Below are 17,702 nucleotides of genomic sequence, written 5' to 3'. Positions count from 1 at the left end.
GGCTTAATTTAGTTTTTTGGCAGTTTGTATTAATAATTCCCTTGTTTTTGCAATACCTTCTTCTGGGGTAAGTTGATCCCCTTCATATTCAATACCTATAAAGCCACTGTAACCAGCGTCCTTTATGGTTTGCATAATCTTCATATAATCCATATCCTTTTCTTCTCCAGAATCTGTGAAGGCATATGTTTTTGCACTTATGGCCATGGCCTTTGGCATCATTTCTTCTATGCCCTTATAACGAGGGTATTCTTCGGCGCAGCCATCTTCACTACTTTCTATACAAAAGTTGCCAAAATCTGGTAATGTGCCACAATTATCAAGGTTTACCTTATTTATTACTTCCATTAATAAACTTGCATTTGAAGAAAAGCCGCCATGATTTTCAACAAGGACTTCAATATCCTTTTCGGCAGCATAATCAGCAAGCTTGGTCAGACCGTCAACAGAGGCTTCTTTCCAGGCTTCTTTCTCATCTGCCCCTTTAAGGTTAACACGCACCGCGTGACAACCCAGTTGCGCTGCGGCATCTACCCATTTTTGATGTTTTTTGACGGCTTCGTCCCGCGTGGATACATCTGTAGAAGAAAGTTCCCCTTCGTTGTCTATCATTATAAGTACGTTTTTTACCCCGTACTGTTCACTTTTGGCTTTTAGGGTCTGCACCAGTGAATTCATAGCAGTAGCCTGGTCAGGATAGTTTTGCAGTTTTTCTGTATACAACTGGCTTACGTATTCAATACCTTCAAAATCCATCTCACTGGCTTTTTGAGCAAAATCAAACGGATTCATGCTTCCGTCTCTTATGGGGCCACTTAGTGACCATTGCGCGAGGGAAATTTTAAAGAATGGCTGGGCGGCGGCCGTTGTTTCCACCGTTTCAGTTGATTCCTGTTTGTTGGGTTTTTCTTTGCAGGAAATCAGGGATACACTAAATAAGCTGAATAAAAGGAGTCGTTTTATCATTAATTAAATCGATTTATTAGTTTCAGGCGCTTGACACCGTGTTTAGGATGTTAAAACTATGCATTTTTTGAATTATAGTTTTATGAATCCATTAAAAAAATAACTTTAATTTATATATTTGGTATCATTATATATCAAATATTTTCAAATACCTAATAGATTTTGAGTAAAGCAAAACCAGAAGAGATGTACGACGCTATCGTTGTAGGTACAGGAATAAGTGGCGGTTGGGCCGCAAAAGAATTATGTGAGAAGGGTTTTAAAACCCTTGTATTAGAGCGCGGCCGTATGGTGCGCCACATAGAAGATTATCCTACCATGAATATGGATCCCTGGGATTTTGAATTTAAGGGCGAACTACCAAAGGAGGAGCAGAAAAAACAATTGAAACAGGCACGTACGGGATATACTACCAATGCGGCGCACAACCATTTTTTTGTCAATGATCTTGAACATCCCTACAATGAGACCAAACGTTTTGACTGGATGCGCGGGTATCACGTGGGTGGAAGATCCATCATGTGGGGTAGGCAAAGTTACCGCCTGAGCGATATTGATTTTGAGGCGAATGAAAAAGAAGGCATAGCAGTAGATTGGCCTATACGTTATAAAGATATTGCACCATGGTATGATAAAGTAGAGGAATACATAGGCGTTAGTGGTGAAAATCTAGGACTACCACAACTGCCGGACGGTAAATTTGGCCCCCCAATGGAGTTGAACTGTGTTGAGGATCACCTAAAACAGAATATCGCGCAAAATTATAAGGATCGTCTACTTACCATAGGTAGATGTGCCCATATTACAGGTGACAAAACCTATGAAGGCAGGTCTGCATGTCAATACAGAAACCGTTGTATGCGCGGTTGTCCTTTTGGGGCATATTTCAGCAGTAATTCTTCCACACTTCCTGCAGCAGAACGTACGGGTAATATGACGCTGAGACCTTTTAGTATCGTAAGCGAAGTAGTTTATGACGATAAAACCAAAATGGCTACCGGTGTTAAGGTTATAGATGCCGAAACCAATGAAAAGATCGAATTTAAGGCTAACGTCATTTTCCTTTGTGCTTCTGCAATTGCTTCCGCATCCATATTAATGCAATCTAAATCAGAGCGTTTTCCCAATGGATTGGGTAATGACAGCGGCGAGTTAGGACATAATATCATGGATCATCACTTTAAAGCTGGTGCGAGCGCAAGCTACGATGGTTTTGAAGATAAATATTACAAAGGACGCCGTGCAAATGGCCTTTATATTCCACGTTTTAGAAATGTGGGTGGAGATTCTGATCAGGCTTCGTTCAAGCGCGGCTACGGATATCAGGGAGGAGCCAGCCGTGGTGACTGGTCTGAAGCAGTAGCTGAGGCCAACTATGGTTCAGATTTCAAAAAAGCAATCTCTAAGCCAGGTGACTGGCAAATGGGTCTTATGGGATTTGGCGAATGCTTGCCATACCACGAGAATAAAATGGAACTGGATTATGAGAAGACAGATAAGTGGGGCTTACCTACCATAACCTTTGATGCAGAATGGAAGGAAAATGAATGGGAAATGCGTAAAGATATGGTTGCCCAGGCTACTGAAATGCTAGAAAAAGCGGGCTTCAAGAATATTGAGCCCATGGACGATCCCGGTGCACCTGGATTAGGTATTCACGAAATGGGTACAGCGCGTATGGGACGCGACCCTAAAACTTCTGTTCTCAATGGGAACAATCAGGTGCATGCCGTGCCTAATGTATATGTGACCGATGGTTCATTTATGACTTCTGCAAGTTGTGTAAACCCATCGCTTACCTATATGGCAATGACAGCAAGGGCCGCGGAGCACGCAGCAGCCAATTTTAAAAATGAGAAAAATTCTTAAGGATGAAAAGAAGAGATTTATTAAAAAATTTAGGACTAGGAGCTGGTTATGTTGTTGTGGCTCCTTCGGTTTTCAGCCTGTTGCAAAGTTGTACGAGCGATCCAGATTGGCAACCCATTTTTCTAACGGCTAGCAATGGGTATGCTTTAAAGCATGTACTTGACATAATTATACCGAAAGATGAAACACCTGGTGCAGGTGAACTAAATATCGCTCAATTCATAGACAGTTATATGGATAAAGTGGCAAAAGAACATGAGCAAAGAAGCTTTAAGGCTCAGGCCAATGCTTTTGCCATCAACTTTAAGAGTGAATTCGATAAGGATATTGTAGACGGGAAACCGGAAGAATTTGAGAAAATGGTAGCTAAATACCTAGGTGCAGAAAAAGAAAAACGTGCAGAATATGATCAGCGTTTATCTGCTACACAGGATCCAGAAAAGCCTGAAAAAGAAGAGATTGATACGGAGGCAAATTCCTATGGTTATCTTAATAATGTACGTGATAAAGCAGTATGGGCATGGAAAACCAGTGAAGCGGTTGGGGAAAATGTACTTTGGTATGATCCTGTACCTGGTGCTTATAAAGGATGTATTTCTTTAGAAGAAGCAGGTGGTGGTAAAATAATGTCATTATAATATGAGAAGAAGAGATTTTATGCAAAAAGGAGCCCTAAGTGGCTCTTTTTTAGCTTTCGGTGGTTTGCAATCTTTCGCTGGCGCACATTTGGATTTATCACAGCCAGAAAATACTTTCAAACTAAATTATGCACCGCATATAGGCATGTTTGAAAAAAGTGCGGGCAAGGACCCTATAGACCAACTTATGTTTATGGCAGATCAGGGTTTCACTGCCTTTGAAGATAACGAAATGCGTAACCGCCCAGTGGAACTACAGGAAAAAATGGCGCAGACCATGCAGAAGCGTGGTATTGAAATGGGCGTTTTTGTGGCGCATACAATTTACTGGACAACGCCAAATCTTACCAGTGGCAATAAAGCCCTCAGGGAGGAGTTTCTAAGTGAAATCAAATCTTCTATAGAAGTGGCAAAAAGGGTTAATGCAAAGTGGGTCACCGTAGTACCGGGTTTTGTGGACCAAACCCAGAATAAGGAGTATCAGAGCGCCCATGTTATCGAAAGCCTTAAGCAGGCTTCTGCCCTTCTGGAACCTCATGGGATCACCATGGTACTTGAGCCACTCAATTTTTATAACCATCCGGGTATGTTTCTTAGTGAATCACCACAGGCGTATCATATCTGCAAAGCGGTTGGAAGCCCTTCGTGTAAGATACTCTATGATATTTATCATCAGCAGATTCAGGAGGGCAATTTGATTCCTAATATAGAGAACAGCTGGGATGAGATCGCATATTTTCAGGTAGGCGATAATCCCGGTAGAAAAGAACCTGGCACTGGTGAAATCAATTTTCAGAATGTCTTCAAATTTATTCATGAGAAAGGATACAAAGGCATGGTTGGGATGGAGCATGGTAATTCCATCGAAGGGGAGAAAGGAGAGAAAGCGGTGATTGAAGCTTATCTGAAAGCCGATACCTATTAACAGTTAAAGCATTTAAAATTTGAAAAACATGCCTTTTACACTAGATAATTGGCTATAATATTGATTTTATGCCCTTTTTTCATAGTTTTTCAGGGCTTTATAGAGATTTTCAGAAATAGTATAGATATACTTCAATTGATCAATAACTACACGTGCCTCTTTCATTTTCTCCCTAAATTCAGGATCTATCTTGTCTATTCCCTCTTTTCGCTGTTCATTGCGCTCCTGAGTTAAATTTTCATAGAGAAAAGTGAGTTCCTTACTGGCTTCAGCAAATAGTTTTTCGTTGCCGTCCCTTAACTCCTCATCGTTTTTTAAATGCGTCCTACAATTGAGCAGCGTCTCACTGATCGCGTGTATACTATTCGTAAAATGAACCGAGGGTTTTGTTGTAGGGTGTATTTGTATATACGTACCCAAAGAGGCAGCTGCTGAAACCAGGGTGTGGCTGTTTACCATTACCTCATAAAGTTCTATGGTTTTGATCTGATGGGATTTGGGTTCTTGAGCCATGCGCTGAAAGCCCGCATGGAGGTTGGCTATTCCTAAAAAGGCCTTCTTACGGGCGAGTTTGTAGCTTGTGGTCGTACGTTTATCGAGTTCATAAAGATTACCGATCTCTTTGATATAAATCTGAGAATTTTCTATAGAATCTAGGATTTGCTGTCTAATAGTATGATCTTCCCAGGCTGGCCAAAGTAAAAAATTAGCCATACTCGCCATTGCGGCGCCTATCAGCGTATCAACCACCCTATATTCTATTACCGCTAAAGCATCTGGGGTCAACAGGGCATAAACAAAAACAAGGGTCAGTGTTATAAAAACGGCCGCGGTCTTATAATTTTGCTGTACCAGACCAAATGCCAGGGTCATGCTTATAAATATCAGGACGCCATAAATAATTTTATCCTGCGTTAACATTACGATTCCCACAGCTACAATACCACCTATCACAGTCCCAATGGCCCGCTGTTTTGACCTATCCCGTGTAAGCACATAGCCTGGACGCATAATTACTATAATGGTCAGGATGATCCAGTAGGCGTTTTGTATAGAAAATATTGAACCCAGTAAATAACCTGTTAGTACGGTAATTACCAGGCGTATGGCGTGTTTAAAAATGGGGGACGATAAGGAAAGGTTTTCCTGAAGCACAGCCCAATTGTAATCCTGTGGGGTAAGAAACTGATACTGTTCTTCTTTTTTAAGTATAGATCTGTCATTCAACCCTTCTGATCGCAAAACCCGTTTTATGGAAGCAAGCTTTTGTACCTGCTTTTCTGTATAATCAAATAAATTTCTGAGCGTGAGCAAATTCTTGGGATTTGTAAGGATCCCTTTTCCGGTTTTATAAATTTCAATTGCGGCGGCTGCTTTTTGTAGATATTCACCGAGATCTTTTTCGGAATGCCGCTTTTTAGCGTTAGTGCTATTCGATAAATGCTCCAACTGTTCGGCAACCTCCTGGATTACCTCTGAAAAAGTATGAAGTACCTTTTGATATTCCTGTCCATTAGTATCATATTTTTGATAGTCAATGGGATTTGCGGCAGCTAGCTCCAGCATATCCACGAGGTCTATAAGCATTAAGAGCTGTTTCCGCTTTGAACCTGTAGCACCAGATTGCTGTCGCTGTGTCATTACAGCGTTCCGAATATCTTCGTGTTCTGTTGTTATCGTATCTTGAAGGGTCAGCAGTTTTTTAAAAACCTCGTTTCGATCTTTGGTTTTATAAAGTGATACGCGAACTTTTAAATATTCCGCAGTATGGTGCATACAAGAATTAATAAGCTCTTTACTGTATTTTTCAGTCCTGTAACTTCTTAAAATAGAGGATAATATAATGTACCAGAACCCCCCTAGAAAAATATACAACAAATTGAAATAGAGTAAGCTGCCCGTCTGTGGATGCGCAAAGCTAAGAACAAGCGCCAGTAGTCCCGAAAAGGAAATAAGGGAAGCCCGAAACCCGTATACGGCAATTATCGCATTGCAAAAAACCAGAACTGCGAGTACCGGAATAACCAGATAATCAATCTGTAAAGAAAGGTGAATACATAAAAAATTGACAAGGGCCAGTACGAGTGCCGCTCCCATACCAATGAGATGATTTTTCCTATTACCGGGAATATCACTGGCTGAAACCAATAAAACACCCAGTGCAGCGCCGCTACCCACGGCTACATTATAGAAATAAGTGCAAAATGCAATGGCAGTAAAAGCAGCAGTGGTAAGCAATAATCCTTTTAAAAAATTAGTGCTCTTCAGAAACTTTAAAACAGAATGTACAACTTCTTTGATATGCATTGTCATTACACTGATTAAATCCCACGCAGGGATCAATTTATGGCCATTTCAACCTAATTTTAGAAAGTAATGGCCTGGAACTACCTATTTAAGGTAGTTTGGCAGCATTAAATTGCAGACATCAGGAAGTCAATAAAGCCTCTCTGAATATCTTGTTCATAAACAGATACAACTTTAGTTTAATACTGAAATTAGTCTCCTGTTTCTTTAACGATCAGTTCTCTTTCAGATCCAGATATACGCCATTTGTCCACCCAAAGCCATCCTGATTAGGATATTCCCCTCCGCCTGCGAGTAAAGAGGTATCTACGACATTATATTTTTCAAGCATTTTGCCGGTACGTTTATATACATCTTCATTAAGGGCCAGCCATCTTGATTTAATGGTCGTCGCAAGTTCATTTTTGCCATAACGCTCAAGACCCCTGATTGATATCCATTGTAAGGGAGGCCAGCCATTGGGATAATCCCATTGTTCGCTGTTGTCATTCAAGGTGGTGGAAAGACCACCTGGGCTAAGAAATTTTTCTTGTAAGATTTCAGCAATGGAATCTGCCTGCTCCTGACTGGCAAGTCCAAAATATAAAGGATAGACGGTTGCTAACGACAGCACATTTGTAAAAGTATTCTTATCGAGATCGTAATCCTGATAAATCCTGGTTTTTGCGTCCCAGAGATACGTATTTATTGCCTTTTTGCGAATTTCTGCCGCGGTTTCCATATTGTTTGCTCCGCGCTCGTCTCCAGCAAAACTGCGCATTTTGGCCAGTGTTTTTTCCATTTTGAAGATAAGGGCATTAAGATCTGCAGGGATAATCCTCGTGGTCTTAATGGTCGTTAATTTATCAGGTTCTGAAAACCAGCGGCTGCTGAAGTCCCAGCCACTCTCACAGGCAGCAGAGATGTTGAGGTAAACATCTTCCGCGTCCCGTTCTGGTATCTTTGCCGCAGTAGTGACATCTTCATAGTAACTTTCTGCCCTGGGGGTTGTGGTATTACTGTAAAAACGGTTTAGAACACTGCCGTCTTTCATTTTTACCACGCGCATTTTAGAGTCACCGGGAGCTAGTGTCCTGGCGCCTTTCATCCAGAAAGCGTATTCGTGTTCCAGAGCGTCCTTATATTTTAAATACGTCTCTTTTTCATTTTGAACCGAAGCTAACAATTCAACCATTTCGGCAAAAAATGGGGGTTGGGAGCGACTAAGGTAATAGGTGCGGTTCCCATTAGGGACAAAACCAAATTTCGCTATCTGATAGGCAAAATTATCGACAATATTTTTCAGTAGGCTATCATTGCCGGTTTCCTTGAGCCCCAGAAGAATAAAATAGGAATCCCAATAATATACTTCTTGAAAACGCCCACCCGGAACGATATATTTATTTGGTAGGGCTATGCGACTGCCCGGTACGATTTCATCTGCATTGCGCGTGAGATAGGGCCAAAGCGTTTCAATATGTTCTGATACCGTGCGTGTAGTATCAGATTCGAAGTCTGTGGTAGGTGAAATGGGAAGTTCAAAATTGATGAGAACAAATGTTTTCAGATCAAAATCTGCCCGTTCTTTTTCTGCCCTGTAATTTTTTAAAATAGTATCCGCGGGAAATTTCGGTATACAGTCCACAAACGTTTTTCCATCCTCAAAGATGCGCTGCATCTGTACATCTACGAGCAATTCCTCGTAGCGTTCTATAGGATTTAGTTCTTTCTTTAAAAATTGTGCTTCTTGTGATTTGGTAATTTGCAAAGTATGATTTTTAGCTTCTTTCTTACACGAGCATACGGCAAGAAGAGTACATGTTATAATCAAAAAGAATATATAGTCGCGATTTTTTATCATTACTTAAAGTTGCTAATTGTAAGTTATTCACGAGTTAGAAAACACTTTTATTCTATTGAAAAATAAGGATTAAAATGAAAAAAAATAGGCTAAAACCAAGTATTTATGCTTGATTTTAGCCTAAAAATGGAATGATTTTCAGGTCTTTGACCTACTCCACGATGAATTTACCTTTCATCAAAGCGTAATGACCGGGGAAACTACAGATAAAATCATAAGTCCCAGGCTCTGGAGCGTCAAAATCAATAGTGTCAGACTGACCACCACCTACTAATTTAGTATGTACAATAACGGCCTCAGTACCGTCAGGAATATATTCATTTTCTGCTGCACCAGCGGCCGCATTTGCAAAAGCGGGAATCTCTGTATCTTTTTTCAGCAATACAAAATTATGTCCCATAACTTTTACATCCATGGTACCGGTATGGCGTAAAGTCAGGGTTATAGGCTTACCTGCAGGTACGCGTATTTCAGTTTTATTGAACTGCATTTGATCTGTGGCAAGCAACACAACTTCGGTAACATCAGATTCTTTTTTTGAAGAAGTTGTTGCGGAGTTATTGGACTTTAATTTGACCTCATCTTTTTCTTTTTTTTCGGCATCGCCACAATTTACAAGCAAGGTAGCAAGGGCTACAAGCGCTAATTTCTTAAGGATTTTCATGAATAAATGGTTTTAGTCTTAATTTTATAACCTGTGCCTCAACAGTTTGTAAAGCGGCACGGTTGTTTTAAATGAATTTGAAAGATAACGAAGATTTAAGCTTTTTGCAATGCTTTTTTCACGTTTTGAAATGCCTTTGGTAAATTATACTTAGCGCTTCTTTCAGATGAAATTTTAATAAAGAATATCGTCTTTTGGTTCTATGGGTTTTGGTAATTGTTTTTCATTGAGCATATCACGCAGGTCTATTTCAATGGTGCGGCAAAGTGCGGTCATGGGAACGTCATTTGCACGTCCATCAAACGGGTCTTCACTGCTGTCACCTACCATTTCCATGGTGGTAAAAATCCACATGATCAGTACCGCAAAAGGAATCATTTGTAAAAACAGTAACGGGTTTTTTAACCCTTCATGTATCGTGTCACTTTGCACATGTTCTTCAAAAATATTCAATAAACCAAGAGGTAGAAGTAAGACAAAAATCCATGTAAATATTTTTGACATATAAGCGTACTGTCTGGGAAATGGCGTGTTTTTTATACGCTCGCACATTCCCTGTAGATTATAAAATTCTTCAAGCACTGCTTGCAGCTGCATTTCCTGAAAGGCATCAATCACATTGTCTTTGCGCAATTGAGTCACTGAATTTGCCTGATTCTTGACCAGGTGCGTAGCTATATTAGGGCGGTCCCTAATATTTTCATACTCCACTTGAGATATAAAATTATGTGCACCTGTTCTGGACATGTTGCGCTCTGCATGGCTGTCAAAGAGCCTTTTTGCAAAAAAACCATGCTCTAGCGACCAGGACCGGGGTTGGCGCAATTGCACGCGCAGTGCATTGATCCAGGCTACGTGACGATGTACCATTTCAGTCCTTACGCGCTGATTAAAAGCCTCGTCATCGGTATCCACAAAACTGATTACCCGTATGGCCCATGTCCTGCTGTAATTTACCACACTGCCCCATATCTTTCTACCTTCCCAGAAACGGTCGTAACTCTGGCTATTTTTAAAACCTACATAAAAAGATACCGCAATACCTATCACAGTTAGTGGTTGAAAGGGAAAACCAATAAAATAGAACCCTAATATTTCATAGATAAAAAATATAAGAAGGCAGTATAGGACGAAAAACAGGATATTCTTCCAGGTATATCTAAATATGAGTTTCCAGCTCATATTTCTTTTGATGTACATACGCGTATTTTTTTCGTAAAAATAGACCCTAAGGGTGCTTAAGGCAAATCCATTAAGATATTTACAACAGAATTAGGGATTTAAAAATAATACCTTTGTTTTATAACCTAAGAACGATTTATGTATTTAAAGGATTTTGAAATACGCTGGAGCGATATTGATGCAAATAGGCATTTGGCCAATTCAGCATATATAAATTTTATGAGCCATACCCGTATGAGTTATTTGATGGAAAACGGTTTTGGCCAGAAAGAGATGGCAAAGCTCAATCTGGGTCCCGTGGTATTCTACGAGCATATGTATTACTTTAAAGAAGTATTTGCCGGTAAGCCTGTACAGGTTTCCTTACAGTTGAAAGGCCTTGCAGAGGGCGGTAAGTTTTTTGAATTCGTACACAATTTTTATGATGCGGAAGGGAACAATTTTGCGCGCTGCGAAATGATGGGTGCCTGGATGGATCTTAAAAGCCGAAAATTGACCACATTGCCCGAAGCATTGTACAACAACCTTTCCCAGCTGGATAGAACCGAAGATTTTAGAACGATCACAAAAGAAGATACCCGCACTGCCGGTAAAAAACCTCAGGCTCTAAGTCAATAAATTACTTTAGGATCAATTTTATAGACTATATCTCTTTATCGTTGCGGTGAATGGCTTCTTTTGCAGCAGCGACCGTTTTTTTGGCATTCCCTATAAAAATATCCCCGTTGTTCACGATAACGGGACGTTTTAAAAAGGTATAATGTTCCAGGATATAATTGCCCATCGCATCGTCATCAAGGTTTTGATTTTTGAGGTCAAGCTCTCTATAAAGCCTGGCACGTTTACTAAACAAAGCCTCGTAGCTGCCCGCAAGGTTGTAAAGTTCTTCTAGTTGCTCCCCGGTAATAGGATCTGTTTTTATATCCTGTTTGATAAAAGCACTTGGGAGCTCAATTTCTTTAATAATACGGTTGCAGGTATCGCAGGTGGAGAGGTAATATATTTTCTTCAAAACTTATGCTTTTATGGTTGGGCTTCTAAAGGGTTTTGGCTTCTTAGCAGCGGGCAAATATAATTTAAATTTACGCTATGGACTATACACTTGATATTACCTTAAAAAATCATGAGATCCTCACTGGCTACCTGGAAAATCTTGCTCTTGAAGAGTTGAACGCAATCCCTACGGATTTAACAATAATATTTTTTGGAACATTGCGCACACGCTGGCACATCAGCAAATGTATATGTATTCTTTTACAGGCCAGACCCCCGTGATTGCAGAAGAGTGGATCACCAATTATAAAAAGGGTACAAAACCTACTAAAAACATTGATAACGTAGCTGTGCAGTATCTAAAATCAAAGCTAATACCCGCTGTTGAACAAACAAGGAAAGACCTTCATGAAGGACTTTTTGAAAAGTATAAACCCTATACGGCCAACTCTGGTTCTGTTTTGAGCACGATAGAAGAGGCCATTGTATTCAATAATTTTCATGAAGGAATTCACCACGGCGCAATCACCGCACTCAAACGCGCTATAAATGCACGGAAAGAAAAGGGGCTGCCTCTGCTTTCGGGATTTTGATTGTAATTTGCCCCTCAGCGTACGATGCAACTTCGTAGGGGTTGTAAATCAAGATAAGGGTATCTTTTTCAAACCCAAAATTATTGGGTAGGCTAAACGTGTCATTTTCAAAAAAATAACCGGTATTATTAATATTTCTGGTCTCGGGAATATCTTCTTCTTTTCGGAAGAGCCGCTCTGCAAGTTCCCTGAACTTTTGTTTATCTTTTATAAGGTTGTCCATCGTAAGCTGCTTCCCATCTTTTTTGTCAAAATTCACATAAGTAGTACTGCCATAGCCATGTGCACCGCCCCAGTAGCTGTACATTTCAATCGCTATGGAAAGTAAACTTTCGGTTTCCAGGCTTATGCTGCTGTTGCTTGTAAATTCGTAGCCTTCCGTAGAGGGTAAGTTGGGAAATTCTGAATTTGCCGTTCTGTATTCCTTTATAAAATTGGTAACGCCCTCATCAATGGTTTTGATTTTTCCTTCTTCTTCCGGGCTAATAGCGAGGCCAGTGGCGATTTTTTCTTCTATTGCAGTGTTAATGGTCTTTGCCAGCGGCGATTTGCCTTCAGCCATTAAAAGCTGAATAGCAATTTTAGGGCAGAGGTCCTCTTTACATTCCGGCAGGGAAGCAGTAGTGTAGGATTTTTCAGAAAAAGAAAGTGTAGAAGCCTCGTCCTGGCAACTGGTTAGGAGCAACAAAACAAGAAACAGGGGCGCAAAGATTTTCAAAAGCAGGTTTTTACGTTAAACATAGGCCAAAGATACAGGCAATTTTGGCGTTCCGCTAACCACTTGGTATTTTTACGGCACTTTTAACGAAAGATTAAAAACACAGTATATTATGAAATTTAACACCAAAACCATTCACGGTGGCCAGAAGGACGTAGATCCTGCATACGGCAGCGTGATGCCCCCCATATATCAAACATCTACTTTTTCCCAGACCACTCCGGGTGGCCATAAGGGTTTTGAGTATTCGCGAAGCGGAAATCCTACCCGTGCGGCCCTTGAGAAATCCCTGGCAAGCATAGAAAATGGAAAGCATGGTGTCGCTTTTGCCTCTGGTCTAGCCGCTATAGACGCGGTGCTTAAATTATTTAAGCCCGGGGATGAGATAATCTCCACAAATGATCTTTATGGCGGTTCTTACCGGTTATTTACACAGATTTTTGAAGATTTCGGGTTGAAATTTCACTTTGTGGGAATGCAGGATGCAGATAAGATCGCAGAGCATATCAATGAAAATACCAAGTTGATCTGGGTGGAGACCCCCACAAATCCCATGATGAATGTTATTGATATCGAGGCGGTTTCCCAGGTGGCAAAAAAGAACGATCTTTTGCTTGCGGTAGACAATACCTTTGCTACTCCTTATTTGCAGCAGCCCCTTGATCTGGGCGCAGATATCGTGATGCACAGCGCTACAAAATATATAGGTGGGCATAGTGACCTGGTTATGGGTTCGCTGGTGGTCAAGGATGATGAACTCGCAGACCGACTCTATTTTATACAGAATGCCAGTGGCGCAATTTGCGGTCCACAGGATAGTTTTTTAGCGCTTCGCGGAATAAAAACACTGCATATACGGGTACAGCGTCATTGTGAAAATGGTAAGGCGGTAGCACATTTCCTTAAGAATCATCCTAAGGTTGATCATGTATACTGGCCAGGTTTTGAGGATCACCCCAACCATGACATTGCAAAAAAACAAATGAAGGATTATGGTGGTATGGTATCTTTTACTACGACCGAAGATTCTAAGGAGGGCGCCGTAAAAGTGGTTGAAAAACTTAAAGTTTTCACCCTTGCAGAAAGCCTGGGCGGAGTGGAAAGCCTCGCCGGTCATCCTGCGAGTATGACACACGCCAGTATTCCTAAAGAGCAGCGCGAAAAAATAGGGATTAAAGATTCCCTGATTCGGCTGAGTGTGGGTATAGAAGATGAAGAAGATCTTCTTGCCGACTTAGAACAAGCACTGGATTAGTCAGAAAACTGGCTTAATACACCAGAAAACGCCCTGTTTTATCCAATTTTTGGAGGAAAACAGGGCGTTTTTTTGTTCCGTTCTTGCTGTTTTATTATCAGCTTTTAAGGAAACGGTAATGTATTCCAAAACTACCCCGTAGAATATCAGCATTTAGTAGGATAGGGGCCGCTTCTATATGAAAACCAAATTTTTTATTTTCAAAAGGGTAAAAATTAAAACCTATAGGAATTACCAATCCTTCATAAATAGTGGTCTTATAACCTAAGCCTCCATAGAAATTATAATCTTCCTTATTGATGAATTTGTAAGTTAGTACAGCCTCAATCGAAAGATCTTCAATAAATTGATCACTGCCCAATCTCAATTCTGGAGTAAATCGATCTTGAATTTCGTAACCCAGCGCTATAAAAGGAAGGTTAGACTGGTGAAAACCTACTTTGAATTGGCTGAACGCGCTGCCGCACATTAAAAGGAAAATAGATAAAAAGAGTACTTTTTTTTTCATTGGTTTTAATTTGTAGTTTTGAAGTTGAATGATTGACTTTTAGGTTTTTCCGGTTGTTTTGAACATTTTTGTTCTCTATCAAATGTATATCAAAATTTGATTCAAAAATCATTACTGTATTCAAATTCGAGCTTTTATTCTATCGAAATTTTTATTGAAAATTTACTTAAGTGAGTGATTGAGATCCTAAAATGATACTCTAATAGAAATTTTAATAATTAGTTATGGGAAAATGAATTCTAGGTGGGACTTTCTAGAATTAACTTGAAGAAGAAGCAATATATGTTGCTAATATAAAGACATTAAAAAGGCTCTTTAGAGCCCGGTGGATAGTTCAAATAAACCTGGGTTAAAATACCCAAAATCTCTTTTTAACCTAATTTTCTTTGAAGTTCATTTATAGGCTAAAAAACTAAACTTTTAAATGATTCAGCTTTGTTGGGAAAAATTACCCTGACTTCCGTCATTTTGTTTGTTCAATTAATTCAAGCCGTTTTACAACACTATCTTTTTCCAGAATTGTCCCCGGAGACAGTACCGCATTGGCGCCAATCTTTGAATTGTCGCCAACAAGTGATCCAAACTTTTCGACCTTAGTGTCTATACTTTTTCCATCAAGGGTCACAAAAATTCGTTTGTCCCTTCTTTCATTGAAGTGGTTGGCACAGATTGAACCCGCTTCAAAATTTATGTTCTGTCCAATTATGCTGTTTCCGATATAATTAAAATGAGCCACTGCGGTATTATTGAATATCATGGATTGCTTTATTTCTGAACCTGGCCCGATCCTTACGGAGCTGCTCAAAAATATCGGCCCTCTAAAGTAAGAATTCGCACCTAACGAACAATTTTCGGAAATGATTATTGTACCCTTTAAGATTACGCCCTGTTCAATTGTGGCTGTCCTATGAATGGCAACATTGTCGTTGATCTCATAATCATCACCCAAGAGTTTTATTCTTTGTAATAAAATACTTTCCATATCATGTACAATTTCCCATGGCTGCAGGTTTTTGATATGCGGGAATTTTGAATTTACATCATCAATGTACTTTTCTAAATTTATCATATTTCGTAAATCTCGATCGGTAGATCATCTGGGTCGCTGAAAAACGTGAATTTCCTACCGGTATGTTCGTCTATCCGAATTGGTTCGGTTACAACATTTTTTGATCTTAAATATTCCATCGCATTGCCAATATCTTTCACACTAAAACAAATATGCCTCAATCCCGTTGCCTCTGGCCTTGTGGGCCTATTGGACGGATTGGGAAAGGAGAACAGTTCAATTAAATATTGTCCGTTCAAAAGAAGATCCAGTTTATAAGATTTTCTCTCCGTTCTGTATATTTCACTACCAATTTCAAACCCTAAAATCTCTGTATAGAAATGCTTTGATTTTCTATAGTCCGAACATATGATGGCAATATGATGTAATTTCTCGATTTCCATTTTGGAATACTGTGCGGTTATATGATTATTTCGGAGAGATCTTCTATAAATATCCGTTTGAGGATATAAAGATAGTGATACAGAGATATAAGTCGAAAAATGGCTGTAAAAATTTTATAATACGTGTCCTTGACTTACATTAGTTTCCAAATCTAACCAGGTTAATTTAAAAGACATTTTGGAGGAAATCCTGAAATAAACCTTGTATAGTTCAAGAAAACCTGGGTTTTATTACACCTCAATTCGAATTAACACCTGTGGTGTTTATGGGAAAGCCTACATTTTTATATTGGAGACCTGTTCTTGGGTTGCCCATGATTTGCATGTTCAAAAAAGTACAAAGCGCCAGAAACGTTAACTTGAAATTCAGTTTCATTTCAACAATGCTATGGATTTACATTGATGATCATACGGCGATATGCATACAGGTTGGGAGAACCATTATCATATACTTCAAGGATCACATGGATATTCCTGCCCTTTGAATTTTCAGGAATCTCAATAGAAGCTTTCATAGATTTGTCGTTCATAATGGATACCGAACCCTCATACGAACTGGGCTCATCATAAAAAGACCATTCATATGAAATCGAATTGCCATCGGGGTCCGTAGAGCCTTCGGCACTCAATACAATATTATTGCCAGCTGATGCGGTCATATACATAACCCTTCTGGTCCTATCCCCGTTCAGCACAGCAACAGGGTGGTGGTTGGCATCCTTATAATTACTTATGATGCTCCAATCCATACGTGCGGCAAAGTCGTTATTGTAGCCCTTGCTCCAACGCTTTATCGCATCTGCACCTTCTTCCGTATTGCCGTACATATAGTAGGGGTCATATTGTGTTTCTGCATCATTCTCTATTTTTGCCACCTCGGACATGCTTCGAATACCGGCTTTTCTGGTTGGATCAAATCGACCGCCCCAACTGCCCTGGTCAATTTGTCCGGGATCATTGAGTCCGTTCGGATATACATGCATGAAAGCCGGGCTGTCTCCCTCTGTGGCCCACTGGGTATCTGGATAAACAGCGCCAAGGGGACCATGGTTTTGAATGGCATTACGTTGATAATCACCATTTTTTGGCGGTTGCCAACCGTATACTCCGGTAGCACGGATGTAAAAAACATCTGGAAAGTTTTTCGCGATCCAGGCACCGGCGTCGTCCTGCCCAAGAACATCAAAGAGGCGAAGCTTGCTCAGGAATTTTTTCAAACCTTCATCAGATCGTGTATCACGTACTTTCCAAAGCGCCTGTGCGATAGTGTTCATGCCTCCCCATCCCATAACCCAAAGTGGCCTTGGGTCGTCCCCGTCTGCCGAGGCGATAATTAATTCCGAACCTGGACTGTCCTTTCCCGATCCCACGTCGTCCATTCCATAACCCGTTTGACCCATAACTGAAAGTGATCTTAGGTATTCCGGAGTGGGATACCCATCCGCGTGGACTTTTAGATTGGGGTATGCCGCTGCGTATGCATCTAAAATTGTGTCCAACATTTTGGTATTGCTCTGTGTTTTTCTCCAACAGCCGGTGGCAACGATCAATCCTTCGATATCAAACTCGCTGGCGCTTACTAATTGACGCACCATAGATTGTTTATCATCGGGATCGGCACCCAGATCGGTAGTGTTTATGATCCTTGGTCTGTAGGATATGCCTTCAAGTTCCTGTTCTTGTATGGCCTGTGCAGAAACACGGGATGCAAATAGGAATAGGAAGATTAATGGGACCCAAGTGTTTTTCATTTTTGCAATGGAGTTAAGCTTTCTCTGACAATTAATTTCTC

At 40.3% G+C, this 17,702-nt stretch carries 18 protein-coding genes; 7 read left to right on the top strand and 11 right to left on the bottom strand.

Annotation, left to right across the window (positions count from 1 at the left end; translation table 11 throughout):
* Positions 1 to 3: 3 nt before the first annotated feature.
* Complete coding sequence (locus tag P162_RS06940) at positions 4 to 966, bottom strand: sugar phosphate isomerase/epimerase family protein (RefSeq protein ID WP_031426536.1); 963 nt, start codon at positions 964 to 966, stop codon at positions 4 to 6.
* A gap of 186 nt (positions 967 to 1,152) precedes the next feature.
* Here P162_RS06940 and P162_RS06935 point away from each other — a divergent pair, with 186 nt between their 5' ends.
* From P162_RS06935 to P162_RS06925, 3 genes are read left to right on the top strand one after another with little or no spacing between them, the layout of a single operon-like run.
* The gene (locus P162_RS06935) at positions 1,153 to 2,835 is read left to right on the top strand and encodes a GMC oxidoreductase (RefSeq protein ID WP_031426535.1); all 1,683 of its coding nucleotides are present in this window, start codon (positions 1,153 to 1,155) and stop codon (positions 2,833 to 2,835) included.
* A 2-nt stretch (positions 2,836 to 2,837) separates the two neighbouring features.
* A complete protein-coding gene (locus P162_RS06930) occupies positions 2,838 to 3,473 on the top strand; it encodes a gluconate 2-dehydrogenase subunit 3 family protein (protein ID WP_031426534.1) in 636 nt (211 codons plus the stop codon).
* A 1-nt stretch (position 3,474) separates the two neighbouring features.
* Positions 3,475 to 4,398 (top strand): hydroxypyruvate isomerase family protein, encoded by a 924-nt coding sequence (locus P162_RS06925; RefSeq protein WP_031426533.1) that lies wholly within the window; start codon positions 3,475 to 3,477, stop codon positions 4,396 to 4,398.
* Between the two features lie 66 nt (positions 4,399 to 4,464).
* On the opposite strand, the gene P162_RS06920 is transcribed toward P162_RS06925, so the two are convergent.
* From P162_RS06920 to P162_RS06905, 4 genes are all read right to left on the bottom strand, one after another.
* A complete protein-coding gene (locus P162_RS06920; protein ID WP_164076229.1) occupies positions 4,465 to 6,711 on the bottom strand; it encodes an FUSC family protein in 2,247 nt (748 codons plus the stop codon).
* Positions 6,712 to 6,919: 208 nt separating this feature from the next.
* Entirely contained in the window at positions 6,920 to 8,545 is a 1,626-nt protein-coding gene (gene treF, locus P162_RS06915) for an alpha,alpha-trehalase TreF (protein WP_035916931.1), read from the bottom strand.
* 151 nt (positions 8,546 to 8,696) lie between these two features.
* Complete coding sequence (azu, locus tag P162_RS06910) at positions 8,697 to 9,209, bottom strand: azurin (RefSeq protein WP_031426530.1); 513 nt, start codon at positions 9,207 to 9,209, stop codon at positions 8,697 to 8,699.
* Between the two features lie 174 nt (positions 9,210 to 9,383).
* Complete coding sequence (locus P162_RS06905; RefSeq protein WP_031426529.1) at positions 9,384 to 10,409, bottom strand: bestrophin family protein; 1,026 nt, start codon at positions 10,407 to 10,409, stop codon at positions 9,384 to 9,386.
* A 120-nt stretch (positions 10,410 to 10,529) separates the two neighbouring features.
* Here P162_RS06905 and P162_RS06900 point away from each other — a divergent pair, with 120 nt between their 5' ends.
* Positions 10,530 to 11,009 (top strand): acyl-CoA thioesterase, encoded by a 480-nt coding sequence (locus tag P162_RS06900; RefSeq protein WP_031426528.1) that lies wholly within the window; start codon positions 10,530 to 10,532, stop codon positions 11,007 to 11,009.
* Positions 11,010 to 11,034: 25 nt separating this feature from the next.
* Here the strand turns inward: P162_RS06900 and P162_RS06895 are convergent, their stop codons facing one another.
* Positions 11,035 to 11,403: an arsenate reductase family protein gene (locus P162_RS06895; RefSeq protein WP_031426527.1), complete on the bottom strand. Its 369-nt coding sequence runs from the start codon at positions 11,401 to 11,403 to the stop codon at positions 11,035 to 11,037.
* 77 nt (positions 11,404 to 11,480) lie between these two features.
* Here P162_RS06895 and P162_RS17675 point away from each other — a divergent pair, with 77 nt between their 5' ends.
* The gene (locus P162_RS17675; RefSeq protein WP_164076228.1) at positions 11,481 to 11,666 is read left to right on the top strand and encodes a hypothetical protein; all 186 of its coding nucleotides are present in this window, start codon (positions 11,481 to 11,483) and stop codon (positions 11,664 to 11,666) included.
* On the top strand, positions 11,630 to 11,977 hold the full coding sequence (locus P162_RS06890; protein WP_410471161.1) for a hypothetical protein: 348 nt from the start codon (positions 11,630 to 11,632) through the stop codon (positions 11,975 to 11,977). Before P162_RS17675 ends, P162_RS06890 begins: the two co-directional genes overlap by 37 nt.
* On the opposite strand, the gene P162_RS06885 is transcribed toward P162_RS06890, so the two are convergent.
* The gene (locus P162_RS06885) at positions 11,928 to 12,695 is read right to left on the bottom strand and encodes a DUF3298 and DUF4163 domain-containing protein (RefSeq protein ID WP_031426526.1); all 768 of its coding nucleotides are present in this window, start codon (positions 12,693 to 12,695) and stop codon (positions 11,928 to 11,930) included. The genes P162_RS06890 and P162_RS06885 overlap by 50 nt on opposite strands.
* A 112-nt stretch (positions 12,696 to 12,807) precedes the next feature.
* Between P162_RS06885 and P162_RS06880 the strand changes: the two genes are divergently transcribed.
* Positions 12,808 to 13,950, top strand: a complete 1,143-nt coding sequence (locus P162_RS06880) for a cystathionine gamma-synthase (protein WP_031426525.1) — start codon at positions 12,808 to 12,810, stop codon at positions 13,948 to 13,950.
* Between the two features lie 97 nt (positions 13,951 to 14,047).
* On the opposite strand, the gene P162_RS06875 is transcribed toward P162_RS06880, so the two are convergent.
* The 4 genes from P162_RS06875 to P162_RS06860 all read right to left on the bottom strand — a co-directional run bounded on the left by P162_RS06875 (position 14,048) and on the right by P162_RS06860 (position 17,661).
* A complete protein-coding gene (locus P162_RS06875; RefSeq protein ID WP_031426524.1) occupies positions 14,048 to 14,458 on the bottom strand; it encodes a hypothetical protein in 411 nt (136 codons plus the stop codon).
* A gap of 463 nt (positions 14,459 to 14,921) precedes the next feature.
* Positions 14,922 to 15,527 carry a DapH/DapD/GlmU-related protein gene (locus P162_RS06870; RefSeq protein ID WP_031426523.1) on the bottom strand — a complete coding sequence of 202 codons (606 nt, stop codon included), beginning with the start codon at positions 15,525 to 15,527 and terminating at the stop codon, positions 14,922 to 14,924.
* Complete coding sequence (locus P162_RS06865) at positions 15,524 to 15,910, bottom strand: VOC family protein (protein WP_031426522.1); 387 nt, start codon at positions 15,908 to 15,910, stop codon at positions 15,524 to 15,526. Before P162_RS06865 ends, P162_RS06870 begins: the two co-directional genes overlap by 4 nt.
* A 386-nt stretch (positions 15,911 to 16,296) precedes the next feature.
* Positions 16,297 to 17,661: a nucleoside hydrolase-like domain-containing protein gene (locus P162_RS06860; protein WP_081868389.1), complete on the bottom strand. Its 1,365-nt coding sequence runs from the start codon at positions 17,659 to 17,661 to the stop codon at positions 16,297 to 16,299.
* Positions 17,662 to 17,702 lie beyond the last annotated feature (41 nt).

The organism is Flavimarina sp. Hel_I_48, assembly GCF_000733945.1.
Lineage (GTDB): Bacteria > Bacteroidota > Bacteroidia > Flavobacteriales > Flavobacteriaceae > Leeuwenhoekiella.
This window is presented reverse-complemented; position numbering and strand designations above follow the sequence as displayed.